General features: G+C 69.8%; 21 protein-coding genes. 5 read left to right on the top strand and 16 right to left on the bottom strand.

What is annotated here, in order from left to right:
• Positions 1–24: 24 nt before the first annotated feature.
• The 4 genes from V6S85_RS23890 to V6S85_RS23875 form a co-directional block, all read right to left on the bottom strand.
• Positions 25–2601 carry an HWE histidine kinase domain-containing protein gene (locus tag V6S85_RS23890; protein ID WP_334350507.1) on the bottom strand — a complete coding sequence of 859 codons (2577 nt, stop codon included), beginning with the start codon at positions 2599–2601 and terminating at the stop codon, positions 25–27.
• Positions 2602–2693: 92 nt separating this feature from the next.
• Positions 2694–3425, bottom strand: coding sequence for a DUF4908 domain-containing protein (locus tag V6S85_RS23885; protein ID WP_243410427.1), 732 nt, complete (start codon positions 3423–3425; stop codon positions 2694–2696).
• Positions 3426–3751: 326 nt separating this feature from the next.
• On the bottom strand, positions 3752–4474 hold the full coding sequence (locus tag V6S85_RS23880) for a beta-ketoacyl-ACP reductase (protein WP_116490183.1): 723 nt from the start codon (positions 4472–4474) through the stop codon (positions 3752–3754).
• A 96-nt stretch (positions 4475–4570) separates the two neighbouring features.
• Positions 4571–5746 carry an acetyl-CoA C-acetyltransferase gene (locus tag V6S85_RS23875; protein WP_116563701.1) on the bottom strand — a complete coding sequence of 392 codons (1176 nt, stop codon included), beginning with the start codon at positions 5744–5746 and terminating at the stop codon, positions 4571–4573.
• A 221-nt stretch (positions 5747–5967) separates the two neighbouring features.
• Between V6S85_RS23875 and phaR the strand changes: the two genes are divergently transcribed.
• Both phaR and V6S85_RS23865 read left to right on the top strand, forming a co-directional pair.
• Positions 5968–6630, top strand: coding sequence for a polyhydroxyalkanoate synthesis repressor PhaR (gene phaR / locus V6S85_RS23870; RefSeq protein ID WP_116563703.1), 663 nt, complete (start codon positions 5968–5970; stop codon positions 6628–6630).
• Between the two features lie 59 nt (positions 6631–6689).
• Positions 6690–7025, top strand: coding sequence for a hypothetical protein (locus tag V6S85_RS23865; RefSeq protein ID WP_334350506.1), 336 nt, complete (start codon positions 6690–6692; stop codon positions 7023–7025).
• On the opposite strand, the gene V6S85_RS23860 is transcribed toward V6S85_RS23865, so the two are convergent.
• The 5 genes from V6S85_RS23860 to V6S85_RS23840 form a co-directional block, all read right to left on the bottom strand.
• Positions 7022–7345, bottom strand: a complete 324-nt coding sequence (locus tag V6S85_RS23860; protein ID WP_116563707.1) for a DNA-binding protein — start codon at positions 7343–7345, stop codon at positions 7022–7024. The two genes, V6S85_RS23865 and V6S85_RS23860, sit on opposite strands and share 4 nt — an antisense overlap.
• Positions 7346–7903: 558 nt before the next feature.
• Positions 7904–9172: an acetyl-CoA C-acyltransferase gene (locus tag V6S85_RS23855; RefSeq protein WP_334350505.1), complete on the bottom strand. Its 1269-nt coding sequence runs from the start codon at positions 9170–9172 to the stop codon at positions 7904–7906.
• An 81-nt stretch (positions 9173–9253) separates the two neighbouring features.
• Positions 9254–9910: a sulfite oxidase-like oxidoreductase gene (locus V6S85_RS23850; protein WP_334350504.1), complete on the bottom strand. Its 657-nt coding sequence runs from the start codon at positions 9908–9910 to the stop codon at positions 9254–9256.
• A gap of 75 nt (positions 9911–9985) precedes the next feature.
• Complete coding sequence (locus V6S85_RS23845; protein ID WP_116490177.1) at positions 9986–10411, bottom strand: hypothetical protein; 426 nt, start codon at positions 10409–10411, stop codon at positions 9986–9988.
• Between the two features lie 172 nt (positions 10412–10583).
• On the bottom strand, positions 10584–11324 hold the full coding sequence (locus V6S85_RS23840) for a glycosyltransferase family 2 protein (RefSeq protein WP_116563713.1): 741 nt from the start codon (positions 11322–11324) through the stop codon (positions 10584–10586).
• Positions 11325–11379: 55 nt separating this feature from the next.
• Between V6S85_RS23840 and V6S85_RS23835 the strand changes: the two genes are divergently transcribed.
• Positions 11380–13161: an ArnT family glycosyltransferase gene (locus tag V6S85_RS23835; protein WP_334350503.1), complete on the top strand. Its 1782-nt coding sequence runs from the start codon at positions 11380–11382 to the stop codon at positions 13159–13161.
• Positions 13158–14063: a hydroxymethylglutaryl-CoA lyase gene (locus V6S85_RS23830; RefSeq protein WP_334350502.1), complete on the top strand. Its 906-nt coding sequence runs from the start codon at positions 13158–13160 to the stop codon at positions 14061–14063. Before V6S85_RS23835 ends, V6S85_RS23830 begins: the two co-directional genes overlap by 4 nt.
• Positions 14064–14090: 27 nt before the next feature.
• Here the strand turns inward: V6S85_RS23830 and V6S85_RS23825 are convergent, their stop codons facing one another.
• Both V6S85_RS23825 and V6S85_RS23820 read right to left on the bottom strand, forming a co-directional pair.
• Complete coding sequence (locus V6S85_RS23825) at positions 14091–14795, bottom strand: glycosyltransferase family protein (protein ID WP_116563765.1); 705 nt, start codon at positions 14793–14795, stop codon at positions 14091–14093.
• Positions 14796–14865: 70 nt separating this feature from the next.
• Positions 14866–15741: a bifunctional regulator KidO gene (locus V6S85_RS23820; protein ID WP_116563719.1), complete on the bottom strand. Its 876-nt coding sequence runs from the start codon at positions 15739–15741 to the stop codon at positions 14866–14868.
• A gap of 100 nt (positions 15742–15841) precedes the next feature.
• On the opposite strand from V6S85_RS23820, the gene V6S85_RS23815 reads away from it, so the two are divergent.
• Entirely contained in the window at positions 15842–16837 is a 996-nt protein-coding gene (locus V6S85_RS23815) for an XdhC family protein (RefSeq protein WP_334350501.1), read from the top strand.
• A gap of 166 nt (positions 16838–17003) precedes the next feature.
• On the opposite strand, the gene moaC is transcribed toward V6S85_RS23815, so the two are convergent.
• The 5 genes from moaC to moaA are packed head-to-tail and all read right to left on the bottom strand — an operon-like array spanning position 17004 to position 19748.
• A complete protein-coding gene (gene moaC / locus V6S85_RS23810; RefSeq protein WP_116563722.1) occupies positions 17004–17471 on the bottom strand; it encodes a cyclic pyranopterin monophosphate synthase MoaC in 468 nt (155 codons plus the stop codon).
• 13 nt (positions 17472–17484) lie between these two features.
• Positions 17485–18036, bottom strand: coding sequence for a molybdenum cofactor biosynthesis protein B (gene moaB, locus V6S85_RS23805; RefSeq protein WP_116563724.1), 552 nt, complete (start codon positions 18034–18036; stop codon positions 17485–17487).
• Between the two features lie 9 nt (positions 18037–18045).
• Positions 18046–18489 carry a molybdenum cofactor biosynthesis protein MoaE gene (locus V6S85_RS23800; protein WP_116563726.1) on the bottom strand — a complete coding sequence of 148 codons (444 nt, stop codon included), beginning with the start codon at positions 18487–18489 and terminating at the stop codon, positions 18046–18048.
• On the bottom strand, positions 18486–18725 hold the full coding sequence (locus V6S85_RS23795) for a MoaD/ThiS family protein (RefSeq protein WP_116563728.1): 240 nt from the start codon (positions 18723–18725) through the stop codon (positions 18486–18488). Before V6S85_RS23795 ends, V6S85_RS23800 begins: the two co-directional genes overlap by 4 nt.
• Positions 18726–18728: 3 nt before the next feature.
• Positions 18729–19748, bottom strand: coding sequence for a GTP 3',8-cyclase MoaA (gene moaA / locus V6S85_RS23790; RefSeq protein ID WP_431830614.1), 1020 nt, complete (start codon positions 19746–19748; stop codon positions 18729–18731).
• Positions 19749–19755: the final 7 nt, after the last annotated feature.

Raw genomic sequence — 19755 nt, 5'->3', positions numbered from 1 at the left:
GGGTCCTTTTTTCTTTGTGCTCCGTCAGCCCTCGCCTGGCCCCACGCCCAGGGCGTCCATCGCCCGGGCCAGGTTCTCCAGCGTGTAGGGCTTCTGCACCACCAGCCGGCCGCGATGGTTCTGCGGCAGGTTGGCCTGCTCGCCATAGCCGGTGGCGAACAGGAAGGGCGTCTTCAGTTCGGCCAGCCGGTCGGCGATGGGATAGCTGTTGCGGTCGCCCAGGTTGATGTCCAGCACCGCCACGGTCGGGCGATGGGCCTCGATGCCGTCGAGCGCCCCCTGCACCGTCGCCGTCGTCGTCACGCTGCGCGCGCCCAGGCGGTTGGCGATATCCTCGGCGTCCAGGGCGATGATCAGGCTGTCCTCGACCAGCAGCACGTCCTGGCCCTCGAGAATCCTGGTCGGCGCGGGGTGGGCGTGTCCCGGCGCCGGTCGCGGATATTTAATCACCTGCGGACCCGCGCCCTGGCGCGGCTCCGACAAGTGCCGGGCGGGGATGTTGAACACCACGTGGAAGCCGCGCGGGTCGTAGTCGACCTTCACCTTGCCGCCGAGGTCGTAGGGCACCGAACGCTCGATGATCGTGGTGCCGAAGCCCTTGCGGGTGGGCGGCGTCACCGGCGGGCCGCCGGCTTCGCGCCACTCGACCGCCAGGTCGCCGCCCGCCTTGCGGTGCCAGCCTATGGTCACCCGCCCGCCCTCGGCCGACAGCGCGCCGTACTTGTTGGAGTTGGTGACCAGCTCGTGGAACACCAGCGCCAGGGTCGAATAGGCCTGGGGGTTCAGCGACACCGGCTCGCCCTGCACGGCGATGCGGTCGCGCTCGTCGACGAAGGCGGCCGCCTCGGCGTCGATCAGCGCCTGCAGCGGCGCGGGGCCCCAATGGTCGTCGGTGATCTGGTTGTGGGCGCGGGCCAGGGCGTGGATGCGGCCGTCGACGACCTTGACGAACTCGGCGATGTCGCCGCCGGCCGGCAGCGACTGCCGGATCAGCCCCCGGATCAGGCCGAGGATGTTGCGCACCCGGTGGTTCAGCTCGGCGATCAGCAGTTCCTGGCGGGCGCTGGCCTGCTGGCGCTCGGCCGAGGCCTCGTCGGCCAGGCGCAGCACCACCTCGATCAGGGTGGCGCGCAGGGTCTCGGCCACCCGGATCTCCGAGCCCGAGAACGGCTGGGACTTGCCCTCGACCAGTTCCTTCCACTCGGCGAAGCTGGCGCGCGGCGTCAGGCGCGGACCGTTGGGGCCGTACTCCACCGGCTTGTGCGGGTCGCCGGCCCATCGCACCGAATGGATCAGCTCCTTGCGGAACAACACCACGTAGTCGCGCGGCGAACGCGAGATCGGGATCGCCAGCAGGCCGGCCGCGTCGGAGGCGAAGCCGTGGGCGTCGTCGACCAGCGAGCCGATGTGGTCGGTGGCGAAGACCTTACCGGCGGCCGTGCCGTTCAGCGCCCGGACGATCCGGCGGAAGTCCGCCAGCGGCGGGACCGTGCCCGAGAAGGCGTGATTGCCGCCCAGCCACACGCCCACCCCGTCGGCCGGGATGGCGTTCGTGAGAATGTCGCCCAGCCAGTCGGGATCCTTCAGCAGGGTCTCGTCGGAGGCCACCGCGCCCAGCAGCTGGTCGGAGATGTCGCGCGCCCGGCGCTCGTATTCGACGGTTTCCTGCCGCTCGCGGCTCTCCAGCCGCATCGAGAACATCTGGGCGAACAGCTCGCTGACAGAGCGGCGCTCGAAGGTCGGACAGCGCGGCGAGTAGTGGTGGCAGGCGAACAGCCCCCAGAGCTTGCCCTCGACGATGATCGAGATCGACAGGGACGCCTGCACGCCCATGTTCTTCAGGTACTCGATGTGGATCGGCGAGACCGAGCGCAGCACCGACAGCGACAGGTCCAGCGGGCGGCCGTGCTGGTCCCGCTGGGGGACGATCGGCACGGGCGCGGCGTTGACGTCGGTGATCACCCGCAGGAGGTTGCGGCGATAGAGCTCGCGGGCCTGGACCGGAATGTCCGAGGCCGGATAGCGCAGGCCCATGAACGCGCCGATGCCCGAGCGCACGGCCTCGGCCACCACCTCGCCCGAGCCGTCGGCGGCGAAGCGGTAGACCATCACCCGGTCGAACTCGATGAGCGCCCGCACCTGGCGCGCGCCCTCGCGATAGAAGGCGGCGAAGTCGGTCGCCCCGTCCAGGCGGGCGATCATCGATCGCACCATGCCGGTGGCGTCGCCGTGCTCGCCCGAGGCCGGCTCGGCCTCGATGACGATCTGGCCGCCGGAGAAATGCAGGGCGACGTCGAAATTGGGGCGACCGGCCACCAGTTCCAGGTCGAAGATGCGCTCCACCGCGTCGGCCCCACGCAGCAGGGTCGAGCGGTTGCGCAGGTCGTGCACCGCCTTGGGCTGGAACAGCTCGAACAGCGGCTTGCCGAACAGTTCGTCCGGCTGGAAGCCGATGAAGTCGGCGATGTTGGCCGAGGCCCGCGCCACCAGCCAGTCGGCCGTCAGGGCGATCAGGAAGCCGATGGGCTGGATGGCCCCCAGGATGTGGATCGGCTCACGGTCGCAATTGGTGAGGTCGACGGGGGCGGTGTCGGTCGGCAAGGCAGGCTCCGAAACGGGAAAAGCGCCTCAAGGAGCTTGGCCGTATGCATGAAGCCACTTGAACGTGGACGACACGCCCCGGTTCCGCGTCCCTACTTGTCGACCACCTTGATGATGCGGTCCGACGACGGGCGGCCGGCCAAGCCCTTGCCGGCGGCGTAGGTGACGATCAGGGCGTCGTCCTTGATCGTCGCGCCGGGCTTGCGGCCCTCGGCCAGCAGCACGCGGCCGATGCGGCCCAGCAGGCTGCGGTCGCCGTTGCGGGCCATGCGCTCGAACGCCTCGGCGGTGACGTTGGCGCATTCGGCGACCAGCACCGAGGTCTCGGGCCGGGCGTCCTGCACGGTCTCGAAGCTGACCCGGTGGCGGGCGGCGCGGCTGGCGCGGTCGGCCGCCTGCAGCATGCGCTGGAACAGGGCGTTGGGCGTGATGAAGGCCGGCGGCTGGATGGTCGGGGCCCGGCCCATCAGCGCCGCGGCGGCGCCGGCCGGACGATCGGGCGTGAACAGGGTCATGCCGCCCAGCTTGGTGGCGCGCAGCACCGGCTCGCCCAGCTCGTTCTTGTAGATGACGTCGCCGCGCGGACCGGCGTGGGGCGACAGCACCCACACCTCGCTGCTGTTCTCGAACTTCAGAAGCGTGGTCGAGGTGGCGCGGTCGAGCACGAAGGCCCCGCCGCCGTCGGAGACGTAGCGGGCCACCGGCGGGGGCGGCGCCTTGCGCGCCTCGGCGGCGGCGCGGTCGCCGAACAGGGCGTCGCGCAGGTTATGCTTGGACTGGGCCGCGGCGGGCGTGGCGATGGTCAGGCCTGCCAGGGCGAGCATCAGCGTTGCCGCGCAGCCTCCCGGCCCCATCCTTTCCACCGTCGGTCGTATCATGCGAACGGTGATGGTCCCCGAGTGGGGCGAATCTTGGACGTGGAGGCGGCGCTTCCTGGCAAGCGTCGCCGTGCGACTTTTCTGCAACGCTTCCCTTGGCGCGCGGCCCCCGCCACTCGCTCCCCATAGAGCCTGCCCGCTTCGGTCGCCCGCAACGGACAAGCAGGCTCGTCCCAAACAGGAAGAGCGCGGCGATCCGCCACGTGCTCCCGGTTGGCGCGATTGACGCCAACCGGGACCGTCAGGTCAAGACAGAAGGTTCTAGGCCAGCCTCAGGCGAGGTACTGGCCGCCGTTCAGCGACAGGGTGGCGCCGGTGACGAAGCCCGCCCGTTCGCCGGCCAGGAACGAGACCATGTCGGCGATCTCCTCACCCTTGCCCAGGCGGCCGACGGGGATGCCGCCGATGATGCCGGCCAGCACCGTTTCCGGCACCGCGGCCACCATCTCGGTGTCGATGTAGCCCGGGCAGATCACGTTGACGGTGACGCCCTTCTTGGCGTTCTCCAGGGCCAGCGCCTTGGTGAAGCCGATCAGGCCGGCCTTGGCCGCCGAATAGTTGGTCTGGCCGACCTGGCCCTTCTGGCCGTTGATCGAACTGATGTTGATGATCCGGCCCCAGCCGCGCTCGCGCATGCCCTCGATCACCGGACGGGTCATGTTGAAGGCCGAGTCCATGTTGACCCGGATCACTTCCGACCACTGATCGTAGGTCATCTTGTGCAGGAAGCCGTCGCGCGTGATGCCGGCGTTGTTGACCAGCACGTCGATCGGACCCAGCTCGGCCGTCACCTTGGCCACCGCGGCCTGGCAGTCGTCGAACGAGCCGACATTGCCCTTCACCACCGTCACGCCAAGCTCCTTGGCGCAGGCCTCGGCGGCCGCCTCGTTGCCGGAATAGCCGGCCGCGACCTTGAGGCCGTCGGCCACCAGCCGCTCACAGATCGCCCGACCGATACCGCGCGTGCCGCCGGTCACGAACGCAACTCTAGCCATCCAGTAGTCTCCCGCTGCCGTTACGTCATGGTTGCACGTGGTCGCGTCCGGAGCGCAAGCCCCGGACGCAGTTTGTCACGAAGACTTCTTCCGAGGTCAGACGGCCTCGACGCAGAGGGCCACGCCCATGCCGCCGCCGACGCACAGCGTCGCCAGGCCCTTCTTGCCGCCCGAGCGCTTCAGCTCGTGCACCAGGGTGGTCAGGATCCGCGCGCCCGAAGCGCCGATCGGGTGGCCGATGGCGATCGCGCCGCCGTTGACATTGACCTTGGCCGGGTCGAGGCCCAGCTCGCGCACCACCGAGATCGACTGGGCGGCGAAGGCCTCGTTGCTCTCGATCAGGTCGAGGTCCGAAACGCTCCAGCCGGCCTTTTCCAGCGCCTTCTTGGTGGCCGGGATCGGGCCGGTGCCCATGATTTCCGGCTCGACGCCGGCATTTGCCCACGAGACGATGCGGGCCAGCGGCTTGAGGCCGCGCTTGTCGGCCTCCTCGGCGCTCATCAGCACCAGGGCGGCGGCGCCGTCATTGAGGCCCGAGGCGTTGGCGGCGGTCACCGAACCGTCCTTGGCGAAGGCCGGCTTCAGGCCCGAGATGCTTTCCAGCGTCACGCCGTGACGGATGTATTCGTCCTGGTCGACGATGGTGTCGCCCTTGCGGCCCTTGATGGTCACCCCGACGATCTCGTCGGCGAACTTGCCGGCCTTCTGGGCGGCCTCGGCCTTGTTCTGGCTGGCGACGGCGAACTTGTCCTGGTCCTCGCGGGTGATCTGCCAGCGGTTGGCGATGTTCTCGGCCGTCTGGCCCATGTGATAGCCGTGGAAGGCGTCCCACAGGCCGTCCTTGATCATGGTGTCGACGAAGCCCAGGTCGCCCATCTTCTGGCCGGTGCGCAGGGCCTGGGCGTGCGGGGCCTGGCTCATGCTCTCCTGGCCGCCGACCACCACGATGCTGGCGTCGCCCGACAGGATCTGCTGGGCGCCCAGGGCCACCGCGCGCAAGCCCGAGCCGCACAGCTGGTTCAGGCTCCAGGCCGGGCTCTCGACCGGAATGCCGGCCTTGACCGAGGCCTGGCGGGCCGGGCCCTGGCCTGCGCCCGCCTGCAGCACCTGGCCCAGGATCACCTCGTCGACGTCGGCCGGCGTGATCCCGGCCCGCTCCACCGCGGCGGCGATCGCGGTCTTGCCCAGCTCCGCGGCCGGCAGGCTCGAAAGCGCGCCGAGGAAGGAACCCACCGGCGTGCGGGCGGCGGAGACGATGACGATGTCGGTCATTGGCTTTGATTTTCCCGTGACTGTTCCGTGACGCCTTCGCAGGTGCGGCGCCCACACTTTTGCAGTGCAACAGCACCATGCCCAAACGAACGGCGTTCGTCACGAATACATTTTCATGTCATCATCTGGCGTCCAAGTCCTCGCGGGACTGGCGCCCTGGCTTTGCATTAGCGATAGTGCGATGCGAAAAGGCGGGCGACACCGCTGTCCCAGGGAACGAAATGTCCGAGAACCCCGAAAAAGGCGAAGCCGCCGGTACTGAAAAAGGTTCGGGTCAGCGCGTCGTCATCAAGAAGTACGCCAACCGCCGGCTCTACAACACCGCGTCCAGTTCCTACGTCACCCTCGAGCACCTGTCGGACATGGTGAAGGAGGGCGTCGACTTCGTGGTCTATGACGCCAAGACCAACGACGACATCACCCGCTCGGTCCTGACCCAGATCATCTTCGAAGAGGAAAACCGCGGCGGCGGTCAGAACCTGCTGCCCATCCAGTTCCTTCGCCAGCTGATCGGCTTCTACGGCAACTCGATGCAGGCCTTCCTGCCCAGCTACCTGGAGATGTCGCTGGAAAGCTTCTCCAAGCAGCAGGAGCGCATGCGCCAGCAGTTCACCGGCGCCCCGGGCCTGGCCGGCAAGGCCGCCGCGCCGGGCATGGCCATCTACGAAGAACAGATCCGCCAGAACATGGCGCTGTTCGACCGGGCCATGAAGATGTTCTCGCCCTTCGCCTACAACCGCCCGGAAGACGCCGCCGAGGCGCCCGCCGCGCCGCCGCCGCCCGCGCCGGCTCCGTCCGCCCCCAGCGAGGACAGCCTGGCCGACCTCAAGCGCCAGCTCGAGGCCATGCAGGAACAGATCGCCAAGCTGGCGACCAAGTCCTAATTTCCATCAACCATGACGGCGCATTCGTTCTTAACGGAGGCGCCGCTAGCGTGCCGACCATGACCGGTCCGATCGACCCCATCCGACGCGCGGCGAACGCGCGCCGGGCGCTGGCCGCGCCCAAGGACTCCGACCGCCATGAGACGGACGGCGAAGAGGTCGTGTTCGTCCGCGACGAGGAAGAGGCCCCGGTCGATCCGCCGCCGCAACCGCGCCCGCGCGGCCCGTTCGCCGCCTTCGCCGCCCAGATCATGGGCCAGCCCGGCCAGAAGCGCGGCCTGCGTGGTGGGCAGGAAGTGCTCGACGCGGCGCGTTCGACCTATCTCGGCACGGAATATTCCGGCCCGGCCGACCGCCGTCCCAAGGCGGGCCTGATCAAGAAGACCGAGATCTAGCCGCCAGATCTGACCGCAAGGTCGGCGACCTGGGCCTCCAGCGCCGCCACCCTGGCCTCCAGTCGTGCGATCCGCGCGGCGGCGGGATCGACCGGCGCCGCATGCGCGCCCACGCCGGCCCGCCGTGCGGCTTCTTCCCGGGAAACCCCGACCATCTCGGCAAAAACCGCCAGTTCGGCCGGCCGGATCTCGCGCTGATCCTTGAAGACGAGCTCCAGATCGGCCGGGCTCAGGCCGGCCGCCGCGGCCAGGGCCAGGCGGTCCAGCCCCCGCTCTTCCAGCCGCGCGTCGTACCAGTCGTGATCGAAGAACAGCGCCATATGGGATTTCTAGCGCCCCGCGCCGACTTGGCGCCAGTCTTGCTAGGTCGAGTCCCGAGTCTTTTCGGAAAGCGTCACGACCTATGCTGTCCATCCTGATCCGAGCCTTCGACGTGGCCGTCGTCACCCTGATCTTCTCGGTCCTGACCTGACACCGTTTTCCTGACAACGCTTCCCTGCGACAAAAGCGCCGAGCGACATCCATTCGCTTGATCGCGGGGACTGCCGGGTCCAATTTAACCGTGTCGCGTCCACCCCCCACAACGCGACATGCGTACCGCCGGCCCGAGGTTGCCCCTAGTCCTCGGGCCGGTTCTACGTTCAGCTCCCAAAGACATCGCTAGATTTCGCGACCGCCGCGGCGACGAGGCGCGTGCGCTCGAAGGCTACGCCCGCCGCAAATTCTTCGCTCCCCTCGCCCCTGTGGCGAGGGTCCATGCCGGCGCCCCCTCAGACCTCGATCAAGTTCGAAGGGTCTGAGCAGGTGGAACGATGGATCCTGGGCACAAGGCCCAGGAAGGCGAATGAGATAGGGCCAGGGCGGCTCAGCCCTAAGCCCTAGGCCGCTTCCAGCAACATCATCGTGCCCTGGCCGCCGTCGGCGCAGATGCTGACGATCGCCTTCTCGCCCTTGCCGCGCGCGGCCAGCTCCTTGGTGGCCTGCGAAAGGATCCGCGCGCCGGTGGCCCCGAACGGATGGCCTAGCGCGAGACTCCCGCCGGTGGGGTTCATCCGCTCGCGCGGGAAGGCGCCCAGGTCGGCCGTGACGCCGGCCCGCTCGGCCAGGAACTTTTTGCTCTCCCAGGCGGCGATGTGCGACAGCACCTGGGCCGCGAAGGCCTCGTGGATCTCCCACAGGCCGATGTCGCCCAGCGTCAGGCCGTTGCGGGCCAGCATGCGCGGCACGCCGTAGGCCGGCGCCATCAGCAGGCCCTCGCTCCTCAGGTCGATGGCCGTGACCTCGTAGTCGAGGATCTTCACCCGCGGCGTCCGCTCGGGCAGCCGGGCCAGGCCCGCCTCCGACGCCACCCAGACGCTGGCCGCGCCATCGGTCAGGGGCGAGGAGTTGCCGGCCGTCAGCGTGCCCTGGCCGCTGGTCTTGTCGAAGGCCGGCTTCAGCTTGGCCAGCTTCTCCAGCGTGCTGTCCTTGCGCGGGATGGTGTCGCGCCGCGCCTCGCCGACAGGGATCACGAGGTCGTCGAAGAAGCCGTTCTCCCAGGCGCGCACGGCGTTCTGGTGGCTGGCAAAGGCGATGGCGTCCTGGTCGGCGCGGGCCAGGCCCCACTCCTTGGCGGTGATCTCGGTGTGCTCGCCCATGGAAAGGCCCGTGGTGCGGTTGGCCACCTTGGGGATGAACAGCCTGGCGTCAGCGGCCTTGAAGGCCGAAAGCACCGCAAGCCGCCCCTTCAGGTCACGGGCCTGCTGGAAGCGGCGGATCCAGTCCGACAGCCGCACCGACAGGCCGATCTGCACCCGGCTCATGGCCTCGACGCCGCCGACCAGGGCCAGGTCGCGGCCGCGCCCGTCGATCATGCCGGCCGCCTCGAGCACGCCGGTCATGCTGGTCGAGCAGGCCATGACGGTGGAAAAGGCCGGGATGGTCGGATCGGCCCCGGCGTCCAGCAGCACCTCGCGGGCGATGTTGCTCCAGGTCAGGTTGGGGATCACCGTGCCCCAGACCGCGAAGTCGGGCCGCGCGCCCTTCTCCAGCATGGCCTTCACCACGGGAACGGACAGGTCGATGGCGTCATGGGCGGCCAGCGCCCCGTCGACCTTGGCGAAGGGCGAGCGCAGGCCGGCGGCGAGCCAGAGATTGGAAGCGGTCATGGTGGAACGGCGTCCGTAAGAGGGTCTGTTACCGATAGATAGGAGGGCTGACACGCTCGCGCTTGTCGAAATCGGCCGCGCTCACGAATAGCGCTCTTCGACCCACGGATCGCCGCGGTTGTGATAGCCGCGCTCCTCCCAGAAGCCCGGCCTGTCGGCGGCGACGAACTCGATCCGCTTCAGCCACTTGGCGCTTTTCCAGAAGTAAAGGTGCGGGACGACCAGCCGCACCGGTCCGCCGTGCTCCGGCGCGATCGGCGCGCCCTCCCAGCCGTGGGCCAGCAGCGCGCCCTCGTGGGCGAAATCGTCGAGGGAAAGGTTGGTGGTGTAGCCGTCGTAGGAATGCAGCACGACGAACCGCGCCTCGTCCCTGGGCGCCACGGCCAGCAGCAGGTCGCGGGTCAGAACCCCGTCCCAGTGATTGTCGTAGCGCGACCAGGTGGTGACGCAGTGGATGTCGGAGACGGGCGTGCTCTGCGGCTGGGCCAGCAGGGCCTCGAAGGTCCAGGTCGCCGGCCGCGACACCAGGCCGTCGATGCGCAGCCGCCAGTCCTGGCGGGTCAGGTCGGGCTTGAGGCCGAGATCCAGCACTGGCCAATCGCGGGTCAGGTGCTGGCCCGGCGGCAGGCGCTCAGCCTCCGGGCGGCTCGTCTCGCCGGTCAGGAACTTGCCCGAGCGCGCCCAGGCTTCCTTGCTGCGGGTCAGCTTGCTGTCTTGCGGCGGCTGGTCGTCGTCCATCGGGGCCTCCTGACGCGGGAGGCTAACGCGGGACGGCCGCTCGCGGCTTGAAGAAACGCCCCAAGACCTTTCGTCTCAGCGCATCTCGCCGAAATCGACGTCGCGGCGGGCGGCGACGATGGTGACGATGAAGCCGGCCAGCACGTCCAGCAGCACCATCAGGGTGATCAGGAAGAACACCGAGGTCGCGAACGCCGGGAGCAGCAGCAGTTCCACCAGGCAGACGATGAACAGCACCATCGACAGCGAGTGGTTGATGATCGCCACCTTGCGGCTGGTCGTCGACTTCAAGAGCTCGACGAACAGCACCACCAGCGAGGCGCCCAGCAGCAGGTCGCCCCAGCTGACGATCCAGTCGACGCGCGAGGCCATGTGGATGCGGAACAACTGCTCGCTGAACCGATAGCTGGCGGCGTCCGACGAAAAGCCGCCGCCGACCGTCAGGGCCAGCAGGTTGTAGATCAGCACCGGCAGGGCCAGCAGCGGAAAGGCGGCGAACATTGCGGTGAATTCCCCCGAAGTCGGCTTTCAGGGTTAACCGGTTTTGCCAGGCGGGTGAAGCGGGGGCCGCCTGCCGGGCGAGCGGGACAGTCCGCCGCCTCCCGACCTCCCGTCATTCCCGCCCTCGTGGCGGGAATGACGGGAAGATGGAGGAAAGCTGGAGCGCTGCCCCCTAAGCCTCGTCGACGCCCTGCGGGTTGCGGGCCCGCGACTGCAGCCACATCACGCCGAAGAGGTCGCTGACCGAGGCCTTCAGGCGGCCGAAGTTGGTGTATTTCGACACGCCGGTCTCGCGGTGACGGTGGTTCACCGGCTGGAAGGCGATCTCGTAGCCCTCGCGCAGCATCAGCGCCGGGATGTAGCGGTGGATGTGATCGAAGTAGGGCAGTCGCAGGAACGCCTCGCGGCGGAAGGCCTTCAGGCCGCAGCCGGTGTCGTTGGCGGTGTCCTTCAGCAGGCGCTTGCGCACGCCGTTGCCGAACTTGCTGGCGAAGCGCTTGGCGTTGCTGTCCTGGCGCTTGACCCGCTCGCCGCCGACCAGGGCCAGCTCGGACGGGGCCGCCCGCAGCGCCTTGGCAAGGCGTGGGGCGTCGGCCGGGTCGTTCTGGCCGTCGCCATCCATGGTCACCACGATCGGGGCGCGGGCGGCCAGGATGCCGCTGCGGATCGAGCGGCTCTGGCCCGAATTCTTGCGATGGCCCAGCACGCGCAGCTGCGGGATCTCGGCCTTGAGGGCCGTCAGCAGGGCCTTGGTGTCGTCGCGGCTGGCGTCGTCCACGAAGATCATCTCGTAGGACTCGCCGGCGAAGGCGGCGGCGATCTCGCGCGCCAGGGCCGGCGCGGCCCCGCCCTCGTCGAACACGGGCACGACGACGGAGAAATCAGGGGTCGCGGCGGAATTATCGGATGTCATGGCCGCTTTTACCGCAAATCTCGCGCCATGAAAGGATCGTGCTATTCCAGCACGCATGAGCGCGAACACCAGCCCCGCCCCCAGCCAAAGCCCGACTCTAGAATCTCGCCTCGACGCCTGGTCGCGCGGCTGGCGCGCGCCCGTCTTCGCCGCCCTCGTGGCGCTGATCGCCGGCCTGCCGGGCCTATTCGCCATGCCGCCGCTCGACCGCGACGAGTCCCGCTTCGCCCAGGCCACGGCCCAGATGCTGGAGACGGGCGACTATGTGAACATCAAGCTTCAGGACCAGCCGCGCAACAAGAAGCCGGTGGGCATCCACTGGCTGCAGGCCGTGGCGGTCGAGGCCGTCTCGGCGCCGGAAGACCGGGGCATCTGGGCCTACCGCATCCCCTCGCTGCTGGGCGCCATGCTGGCCGCCGCCGCCTGCGCCTGGGGCGCCGCCGCCTTCTTCGGTCCGCGTGAAAGCCTGCTGTCGGGCGCGATCCTGGGCGCGACCTTCCTGCTTTCGACCGAGGCCTTCATCGCCAAGACCGACGCGGCGCTGTGCGGCTTCACCACCCTGGCCATGGCCGGCCTTGCGCGGATCTACGCGGCGGGCCTGGCGGGCGAGAAGGCCGGCAAGGGGCCCAAGCTCGCCTTCTGGATCGGCATGGCGATGGCCGCCCTGATCAAGGGCCCGGTCGGCCTGCTGGTCGCCATCCTCGCCGTCCTGGCTCTGTGGGCCTGGGACCGGAAGATCGGCTGGCTCAAGCAGCTGGGCTGGAGCTGGGGCCTGATCCTGTTCGCCGCCATCGTCCTGCCCTGGGCGACCATGATCACCATCGCCACCGACGGCGCCTTCTGGGGCGCGGCGGTGGGCGGGGACCTGGCCCCCAAGCTGGCCGGCGGCCACGAGAGCCACAGCGGCCCGTTCGGCTACTATGCCCTGCTCTCGCCGCTGCTGCTGTTCCCGGTGACCCTGCTGCTGCCCGCCGCCCTCGTTCTGGCCTGGACCGGCCGCAAGGAGCCGGGCGTGCGCTTCGCCCTGTGCTGGCTGATCCCGACCTGGCTGATGTTCGAGATCCTGCCGACCAAGCTCGCCCACTACACCCTGCCCTCGTTCGGGGCCCTGGCCATGCTGATGGCCGCCGCCCTGCGCGCGCCCCTGGGCCTTGTCCCGCGCATCATCGGCACGGCCTTGCTGGCCCTGGCGGGCGTCGCCTTCGCCACCGTCTGCATCATCGCCTGGAAGACCTACGCCGCGCCCCAGGCCCTGCCGCTGGCCATCCTGCCGGCCCTGCTGTTCGTGGCCGCCGCCATCGCCGGCGGCTGGCTGATCCTGCGCAGGCAGGCGGCAAAGGCCCTGGTCACCGCTGGCGTGCTGGGCATCCTGGCCCACGGAACCATGGCCGGCCTGCTGGCCCCGCGCCTAGACTCGCTGTGGCTGTCCAAGCGCCTGGCCCGTGCGCTCGAGGCCACTGATCTCGCCCCCCGGGCCGGCGCTCCCGGCCCGGTGGCTGTGACCGGCTATTCCGAACCCAGCATGGTCTTCCAGCTGGGCACCACCACGCAACTGACCGACGCAGAGGGCGCGGCCGACGCCGTGGATGAAGGCCGTCCCGCGGTGGTCGAGGGCCGCGAGGACGAGAAGTTCCGCGCCGCCCTGGCCGCGCTCGGCCACGCCCCCCGCCAGGCCGGCGAGATCAGGGGCCTGAACTATTCCGACGGCGACGACGAGGTGCTGCGCATCTATCGCGGCGAGCCCCGCCGCCACGAGGCCGTCGAAGCGACCGACCAACCCGACGCCGTCACCGGCGCCGAGGTCACCGCTCCCGTCGCCGAGGAGGCCCCGCGATGAGCCGCTTCATCGAGATCGTCGAGGTCGGTCCGCGCGACGGCCTGCAGAACGAAAAGTCCATCCTGACGGTCGAGGAAAAGCTCGACCTGATCCGACGCCTTGAGGCCGCCGGCGCCCGCCGCACCGAGGTGGTGTCGTTCGTCAATCCCAGCCGCGTGCCGCAGATGGCCGGGGCCGAAGAGATCATGGACGCCTTGGGCGGCCCGGACCCTGCGCGCTCGCGCATCGGCCTGGTGCTCAACATGCGCGGCTGGGAACGCTGCGTGTCGACCGGCTGCGACGAGGCCAATGTCGTGGTCTGCGCCTCGGACGGCTTTGGCGTGAAGAACCAGGGCGCGACGGTCAACCAGCAGCTCGACACCCTGGCCGCCATCGTCGAGCGCCAGGCGATCGACGGCGGCCCGCCGATCACCGCCACCATCTCGGTGGCTTTCGGCTGCCCGTTCGACGGCGAGGTGTCGCAAGACCAGGTCGTGGCCATCGCCCGCGAGGCGGCCGCCATGAACGTGCCCGAGATCGCCATCGCCGACACCATCGGGGTCGCGGACCCCTGGACCGTCGCCAAGCGCATCGAGGCCGTCCGCGCCGCAGCCCCCGACGCGCGCCTGCGCATGCACTTCCACGACACCCGCAACACGGGCCTGGCCAACGCCTTCGCCAGCGTCGAGGCGGGGGTAGACGTGCTCGACGCCTCGGTCGGCGGCCTGGGCGGCTGCCCCTTCGCCCCGGCGGCCACCGGCAACATCGGGACGGAAGATCTGGTCTACATGCTGGAGCGCGCGGGTTTCGAGACGGGCTACGACCTGGATGCGCTGATCGCCATCGGCCGCGACATCAGCCAACGCCTGGGCAAGGCCCCGGCGTCCTCGCTGGCGCGGGCGGGCGGGTTTCCCTCCAAGTAAACCTCTCCCGTGGGAAGAGGGTAAGAACTACGCCGCGAACCGGCCCAGGTCCTGCTTGCTCTCGACCAGGTCCAGCACGTCGCCCATGCGGAAACCGGGGTCGGCCGGGTAGAGGGCGTCGTAGATCGAGCGGGCGAAGGCGAGGTCGGCCGGGGTCTTCACGCGCCAGTCCAGCGCGCTCCAGTCGCGCACGGCCCGCAGGTGGGCGTGGCGGAAGCGGTTCGGCTGGCTCCGGATGGCGGCGGTGGGCGAGATGCGGGCCAGCGGGTCGCGCTCCTCGGCGGCGGCGGTGCGCAGGGCCTGGGCCGAGATCACCTCGACCTCCAGGCCGGCCGGATAGGTGCGGTAGACGCGGTTGGAGGCGTAGTCGGCGCCGGTGCTGAGCGCCAGGCGGACGGTCTGGTCGATCAGGCCCGGGTCGACGAACGGCGCGTCGCCCTTCAGGCGCACAATGTGGCTGACCGGGCCGGCGGCCTCGGCGCAGCGGGCGATGCGGTCGAGGATGTCGGCGCCCGCGCCGCGATGGACGGTGACGCCGCGCGAGACCAGGAACCCGGCCAGCGCGTCGTCGGCCGGCTGGTCGCTGGTGGCGACGATGATCTTGTTCAGGGTGCGGGCCTGCCGGATGCGCTCCAGCTGGCGCAGGATCATCGGCTGTCCCTGGAGGGTGGCCATCGCCTTGCCGGGCAGACGACTGGAGCCCATGCGGGCCTGCAGGACGGCGAGGATCATGGCGTTGCCTCCCTTCGAGGCGTTCATCAGGTTCTTTTCTGAACCTTGAGCTTCGAGTCGGGTCCGCCCGCTAGGCGACCCAACGTCGCGGGTCGAGGGCCACCGGGTCGTCGATGGCCATCTCGTCCCAGTCGAGATCCGGCGGCGGGCTGGAAGCAGCCGCCACGACGGCGGAAAGCTCGGCGGCCGAGGTCACGCCGACGATCACGGCCGAGGCCTCCGGACGCGACAGGGCGAAGCCGAGCGCGGCCTGCAGCGGGTCGGACCGGCCCTCGGCGATCATGCGGCGCACGCGCGACAGGCGGCCCGAGGCGCCCTTCAGCTGGGCCGGCACGCGGTCGGGCGGCAGGAACAGAAGGCCGTTGAGGAAGATCGAGCGCAACTGCACCTCGACGCCCATGCCGGCGATGCGCTGCAGCGAGCCGTCGGCCAGCAGGCGCTGGTCGAGCAGGCTGGCGGGCGCCTGGATGATGTCGGGCTTGAAGCGGCGGGCCACGCCGACCGGATCGTCGGTGGCGTGGGCCGAGATGCCGATGTTGCGGAACAGGCCCTGCTCGCGCAGGCGGTGCAGGCGGTCCCACATGGCCGGGCCATGGGCGCCGAACAGTTCCGACGGCGATTGAACGACGATGGTGTCGGCGCGCTCCAGGCCCAGGCGACGCAGCGAGGCGCGTGCCTCGGCCTCGACGAAGTCGGGCCCGCGGTCGGCGCGGGCGGCGGCCAGGGTCACCCGGCACGAGACCGGACGCGGGATCAGGTCGCCCAGCACGGACTCCGAGCGGCCATAGACGCCCGAGACGTCCAGCACCGACAGGCGGGCGCGGGCGGCGATGTTCAGGATGTCACGCGCCTCGATCTCGGGGGAGCGCGAACGCGGCGACGCGTTCATGCCGTCCAGTCCGAACTGGGCGGCGGCAAGACCGAGCTTGGAGACGGTGAGCGACATGAACTTCCGCGTCGGATGAAGCACCAATGTCGAGGAGCCTACGCGCCAAGGTTTGAAGAAGGCGTTTCTGGAACCTTGCCGAGGGGTTAAGATCAGCCCGATGGACCTTACCGATCCCGCCGCCCTTTCCGGCCCCGAATGGCCGATGCACGGCCTGGCCGACGACATGCGACCGGCCCTCGAACAAGCGCTCGCGCAAGGCCCCGCGGCCTTGGCCACGATCGTCGCCCTGGAGGGCGGCGGCCCGCGCCCGGTCGGCACGCAGATGGTGTTCGCGCAAGGCTTTGTCGCCGGCTTCCTGTCGGGCGGCTGCATCGAGGGCGACGTTGAACTGCATGCCCGGGCGGTGCTCGAGACGGGTCTTCCCAAGCGTCTCGTCTATGGCGAAGGCAGCCCCTGGCCCGACATCCGCCTGCTGTGCGGCGCCCGCATCGAGATCCTGGTCGAACGCCTTAACGTCGACGATGGCGCGTTGCGCGACCTTTTGACTCACGCCCGAAAAAGGCGCCCGGCGCTGTGGTTCACCGACGGTGTCCGACGGGTCTGCGCGCCTGTGGGCGCGACGCCTGTCCCATGGCCCGACGTGTTCGTGCGCCGCTTCGATCCGGTCCCGCGCCTTGTGGTGATGGGCGGCGACCCGACCGCCCTGGCCCTGGCCAGCCTCGGTGTGCAGGCCGGGTTCGAGACCACCCTGGCGCGCCCCAAGGGCCCGATGACCGCCCCGCCCCTGCCGGGCGTGCGCTACAGCCGCGAGGCGCCGGCAATCGCCCTGGCCGCCGCCGGCCTCGACGCCTGGACCGCCGTGGCGGTGTGCAGTCACGACATGGCGCTGGACCACGAGGCCCTGCTGGCCGCCCTGCCCTCGCCGGCGCCTTACGTCGGCCTGCTGGGCGCCCGCCGACGCCTGTCGGAACGGCTCGCGGCGCTGAAGGCCGACGGCCTGACCGAGCGGGACCTCGCCAAGCTGCGCGCGCCCATCGGCCTTGATCTCGGCGGCAAGGCGCCGTTCGAGGTGGCCGTGGCCGTGATCGGCGAGATCATCGCGACGCGCAACGGGCAGCCGGCGCTGGAGAGGCGGGCGGAAGTCGCGCTCTAGCCGCGCCCTCTTATCGCCCCCTCTTTGCTTTCCTGGGCCTTGTGCCCAGGACCCATGGATCAGCCTCCTCAGACCTATCAAGCTTGATCCAGGTCTGAGCAGCCGCAGGCATGGGCCCTCGCCACAAGGGCGAGGGAAGCAGAATAGATAGAGCGACTAATGGGGCCTACGCCGTCCAGTCCCCCGACTTGCCGCCCGTCTTCTCCAAGAGCCGCACGGCCTCGATGACCATGCCCTTCTCGGCGGCTTTCAGCATGTCGTAGATCGTCAGGCAGGCCACCGAGACGGCGGTCAGGGCCTCCATCTCGACGCCGGTCGGGCCGGTGGTCTTGACCCGCGCGGTGACCGACAGCCCGCCCTCGCGGGGATCGACCTCGACCACCACCTTAGACAGGGCCAGCGGGTGGCACAGCGGGATCAGGTCCGAGGTTTTCTTCGCCGCCATCACCCCGGCCAGCTCGGCCACGGCGCGCACGTCGCCCTTGCGGCCGGTTCCAGAGACGGCCAGCGCCAGGGTCTCGGGAGCCATCCGCACGAAGCCGGTCGCCACAGCCTCGCGCGCCGTGGCGGGCTTGTCGGAGACGTCGACCATGCGGGCGCGGCCCTGGTCGTCGATGTGGGTCAGCCTGCTCACGTTTCGAGAAGCCCTATCGCTCAAGAAGTCGAGGCATCAGCTCGACCATGTTGCAGGGCTTGTGGCGGCTGTCGAGCTGAGCGGCGATGACCTTGTCCCAGCCGTCCTTCACCGCGCCGTTCGAACCCGGCAGGCAGAACACGAACACCCCGTCGATGATCCCGGCCGTGGCCCGCGACTGCAGGGTCGAGAGGCCCACCGTGGCGTAGGAGACGAGGTGGAACACCACCGCAAAGCCGTCGATCACCTTGTGGAACAGCGGCTGCAGCGCCTCGACAGTGACGTCGCGGCCCGTCAGGCCGGTGCCGCCGGTGCTGACCACCGCATCGACCTGCCCGCTGTCGATCCAGCCGCGCACGGTGGCGCGGATCTTCTCGATGTCGTCGCGCACCACCGCCCGGCCGGCGAACTCATGGCCGGCGTCCTTGACCCGTTCGATCAGGATCTGGCCGGAGGTGTCGGTGGCCTCGTCGCGGGTGTCGGAGACGGTCAGGATCGCCACCCGCACCGGCTTGAACGGAAGCTCCGGCTTGATCCCGCCGCCCGGGGTGAGGCCTGCCGACATCCGTCTCTCCTAAACATCCCAACGCTGGGCGTCGGTCCTATCTTGAGCCGTCGGCTCGATCCAGCGGGCGCCGTCCGGTCCGTGCTCCTTCTTCCAGAACGGCGCCCGGCTCTTGAGCCAGTCCATCAGGAAGTCGCACGCCTCGAAGGCGGCCCGGCGATGTTTCGAGGCCGTGGCGACGAACACCACCGCCTGCCCCGGCGCGATCTTTCCGACGCGATGGACGATCCGCCAGTCCTGCAACTCGAACCGCTCGGCGGCCTCGACCGCGAAGGCCTCGATCGCGCTTTCGGTGAAGCCGGGATAGGCCTCGAGCTCCAGGATGCTGGCCTGCCCGCTCTCGGCGCGGGCCAGGCCGACGAAGCTGGCCACCGCCCCGGTCTCGTCGCGACCGGCGCAGAACTGCGCCAGCAGCGCGCCGGGCTCGAACGGCGCCTCGGTCAGGGTGATCATCCGCCGCTCATCGGCGGCAGGAAGGCGACCTCGACGCCAGCCGCCAGCACGGCCTCGCCCCGGACCAGCGCCTTGTCGACGGCCACCTGCACGCCGGGGCCTTCCAGGGCCTGCGCGAGGGCGGCGTCTTCATTGGCGATCGACGCGCGCAGGGCCGCAAGACTCCCCGCCTCGACCTCGCGCTCGCGCCAGCCGGCCTGGTCGGCCAGGCGTCCGAACAACAGCACGCGGGCCATCGCCTAGCCTCCGGTCGTCGACATGTGGCGGGCCACCGCCGGACGCGGCGCATCGACCTGGAAGTCGTGGCCCTTGGGCTTGGATCCGATCGCCGCGTGGATCGCCGCCACCAGTTCGCCGTCGGTCGCCCCGCCGCGCAGCACGGCCCGAAGGTCGCTGGCGTCGTCGCGGCCGAGGCAGGTGTGAAGGGTGCCGGTGCAGGTCAGCCGCACGCGATTGCAGGCCTCACAGAAATTGTGGCTCAGCGGCGTGATGAACCCCAGCCGCCCGCCGGTCTCCTCGACCTTGGCGTAGCGGGCCGGGCCGCCGGTGGCGTAGGCCAGGTCCGTCAGCGTCCAATAGGATGACAGCTCGCGCCGCACGTCGCGCAGCGACAGGAACTGGTCGGTGCGATCCTCGTCGATCTCGCCCAGGGGCATGGTCTCGATCAGGGTCATGTCGCAGCCGCGCGCATGGGCCCACTGGATCAGGCCGGGCAGTTCGGCGGCGTTGTCGCGCTTCAGCGCCACGGCGTTGATCTTGACCTGGATGCCGGCCGCCAGGGCCGCGTCGATGCCGCCGATCACCTTGGCCACGTCGCCGCCGCGGGTCAGGCGACGGAAGAGGTCGGGCTTGAGGGTGTCGAGCGAGACGTTGATCCGCTTCACCCCCAGGGCCGCCAGGCGGTCGGCGTGCTGGGCCAGCTGGGTGCCGTTGGTGGTCAGGGTCAGCTCGTCCAGCGCGCCCGACTTCAGGTGACGGGAGAGGTTCTCGACCAGCTCCATGATCCCCTTGCGCACCAGCGGCTCGCCGCCGGTCAGGCGCAGCTTGCGCACGCCCAGGTCCACAAAGGTCGAGGCCAGGCGGTCCAGCTCCTCGAGCGTCAGCACCTGCGCCTTCGGCAGGAAGGTCATGTGCTCGGCCATGCAGTAGACGCATCGCAGGTCGCAGCGGTCGGTCACCGAAACGCGCAGATAGGTCACCGCCCGGCCAAAGCCGTCGATCAGTCGGGGGCTGTCGTCAGGGGACGTCATATCCTCCATAGGATAG

The sequence above is a fragment of the Caulobacter sp. CCNWLW153 genome (genome assembly GCF_036889365.1).
GTDB lineage: Bacteria > Pseudomonadota > Alphaproteobacteria > Caulobacterales > Caulobacteraceae > Caulobacter > Caulobacter radicis.
The sequence above is the reverse complement of the archived record's forward strand: the minus strand, read 5'-3'. Positions and strand labels throughout refer to the sequence as shown.

Bases quoted from the DNA above. Each gene is read 5' to 3' on its own strand.
- V6S85_RS23880 (WP_116490183.1), bottom strand. From the start codon at position 4,474: ATGGCTAGAGTTGCGTTCGTGACCGGCGGCACGCGCGGTATCGGTCGG.
- V6S85_RS23860 (WP_116563707.1), bottom strand. From the start codon at position 7,345: ATGGCGCTGTTCTTCGATCACGACTGGTACGACGCGCGGCTGGAAGAG.
- V6S85_RS23865 (WP_334350506.1), top strand. From the start codon at position 6,690: ATGACCGGTCCGATCGACCCCATCCGACGCGCGGCGAACGCGCGCCGG.
- V6S85_RS23820 (WP_116563719.1), bottom strand. From the start codon at position 15,741: ATGTCGCTCACCGTCTCCAAGCTCGGTCTTGCCGCCGCCCAGTTCGGA.
- V6S85_RS23850 (WP_334350504.1), bottom strand. From the start codon at position 9,910: ATGGACGACGACCAGCCGCCGCAAGACAGCAAGCTGACCCGCAGCAAG.
- V6S85_RS23795 (WP_116563728.1), bottom strand. From the start codon at position 18,725: ATGGCCCGCGTGCTGTTGTTCGGACGCCTGGCCGACCAGGCCGGCTGG.
- moaA (WP_431830614.1), bottom strand. From the start codon at position 19,748: ATGGAGGATATGACGTCCCCTGACGACAGCCCCCGACTGATCGACGGC.
- V6S85_RS23840 (WP_116563713.1), bottom strand. From the start codon at position 11,324: ATGACATCCGATAATTCCGCCGCGACCCCTGATTTCTCCGTCGTCGTG.
- V6S85_RS23845 (WP_116490177.1), bottom strand. From the start codon at position 10,411: ATGTTCGCCGCCTTTCCGCTGCTGGCCCTGCCGGTGCTGATCTACAAC.
- V6S85_RS23825 (WP_116563765.1), bottom strand. From the start codon at position 14,795: ATGATCCTCGCCGTCCTGCAGGCCCGCATGGGCTCCAGTCGTCTGCCC.
- moaB (WP_116563724.1), bottom strand. From the start codon at position 18,036: ATGTCGGCAGGCCTCACCCCGGGCGGCGGGATCAAGCCGGAGCTTCCG.
- V6S85_RS23835 (WP_334350503.1), top strand. From the start codon at position 11,380: ATGAGCGCGAACACCAGCCCCGCCCCCAGCCAAAGCCCGACTCTAGAA.
- V6S85_RS23885 (WP_243410427.1), bottom strand. From the start codon at position 3,425: ATGCTCGCCCTGGCAGGCCTGACCATCGCCACGCCCGCCGCGGCCCAG.
- phaR (WP_116563703.1), top strand. From the start codon at position 5,968: ATGTCCGAGAACCCCGAAAAAGGCGAAGCCGCCGGTACTGAAAAAGGT.
- V6S85_RS23855 (WP_334350505.1), bottom strand. From the start codon at position 9,172: ATGACCGCTTCCAATCTCTGGCTCGCCGCCGGCCTGCGCTCGCCCTTC.
- V6S85_RS23800 (WP_116563726.1), bottom strand. From the start codon at position 18,489: ATGATCACCCTGACCGAGGCGCCGTTCGAGCCCGGCGCGCTGCTGGCG.
- V6S85_RS23830 (WP_334350502.1), top strand. From the start codon at position 13,158: ATGAGCCGCTTCATCGAGATCGTCGAGGTCGGTCCGCGCGACGGCCTG.
- V6S85_RS23875 (WP_116563701.1), bottom strand. From the start codon at position 5,746: ATGACCGACATCGTCATCGTCTCCGCCGCCCGCACGCCGGTGGGTTCC.
- V6S85_RS23815 (WP_334350501.1), top strand. From the start codon at position 15,842: ATGGACCTTACCGATCCCGCCGCCCTTTCCGGCCCCGAATGGCCGATG.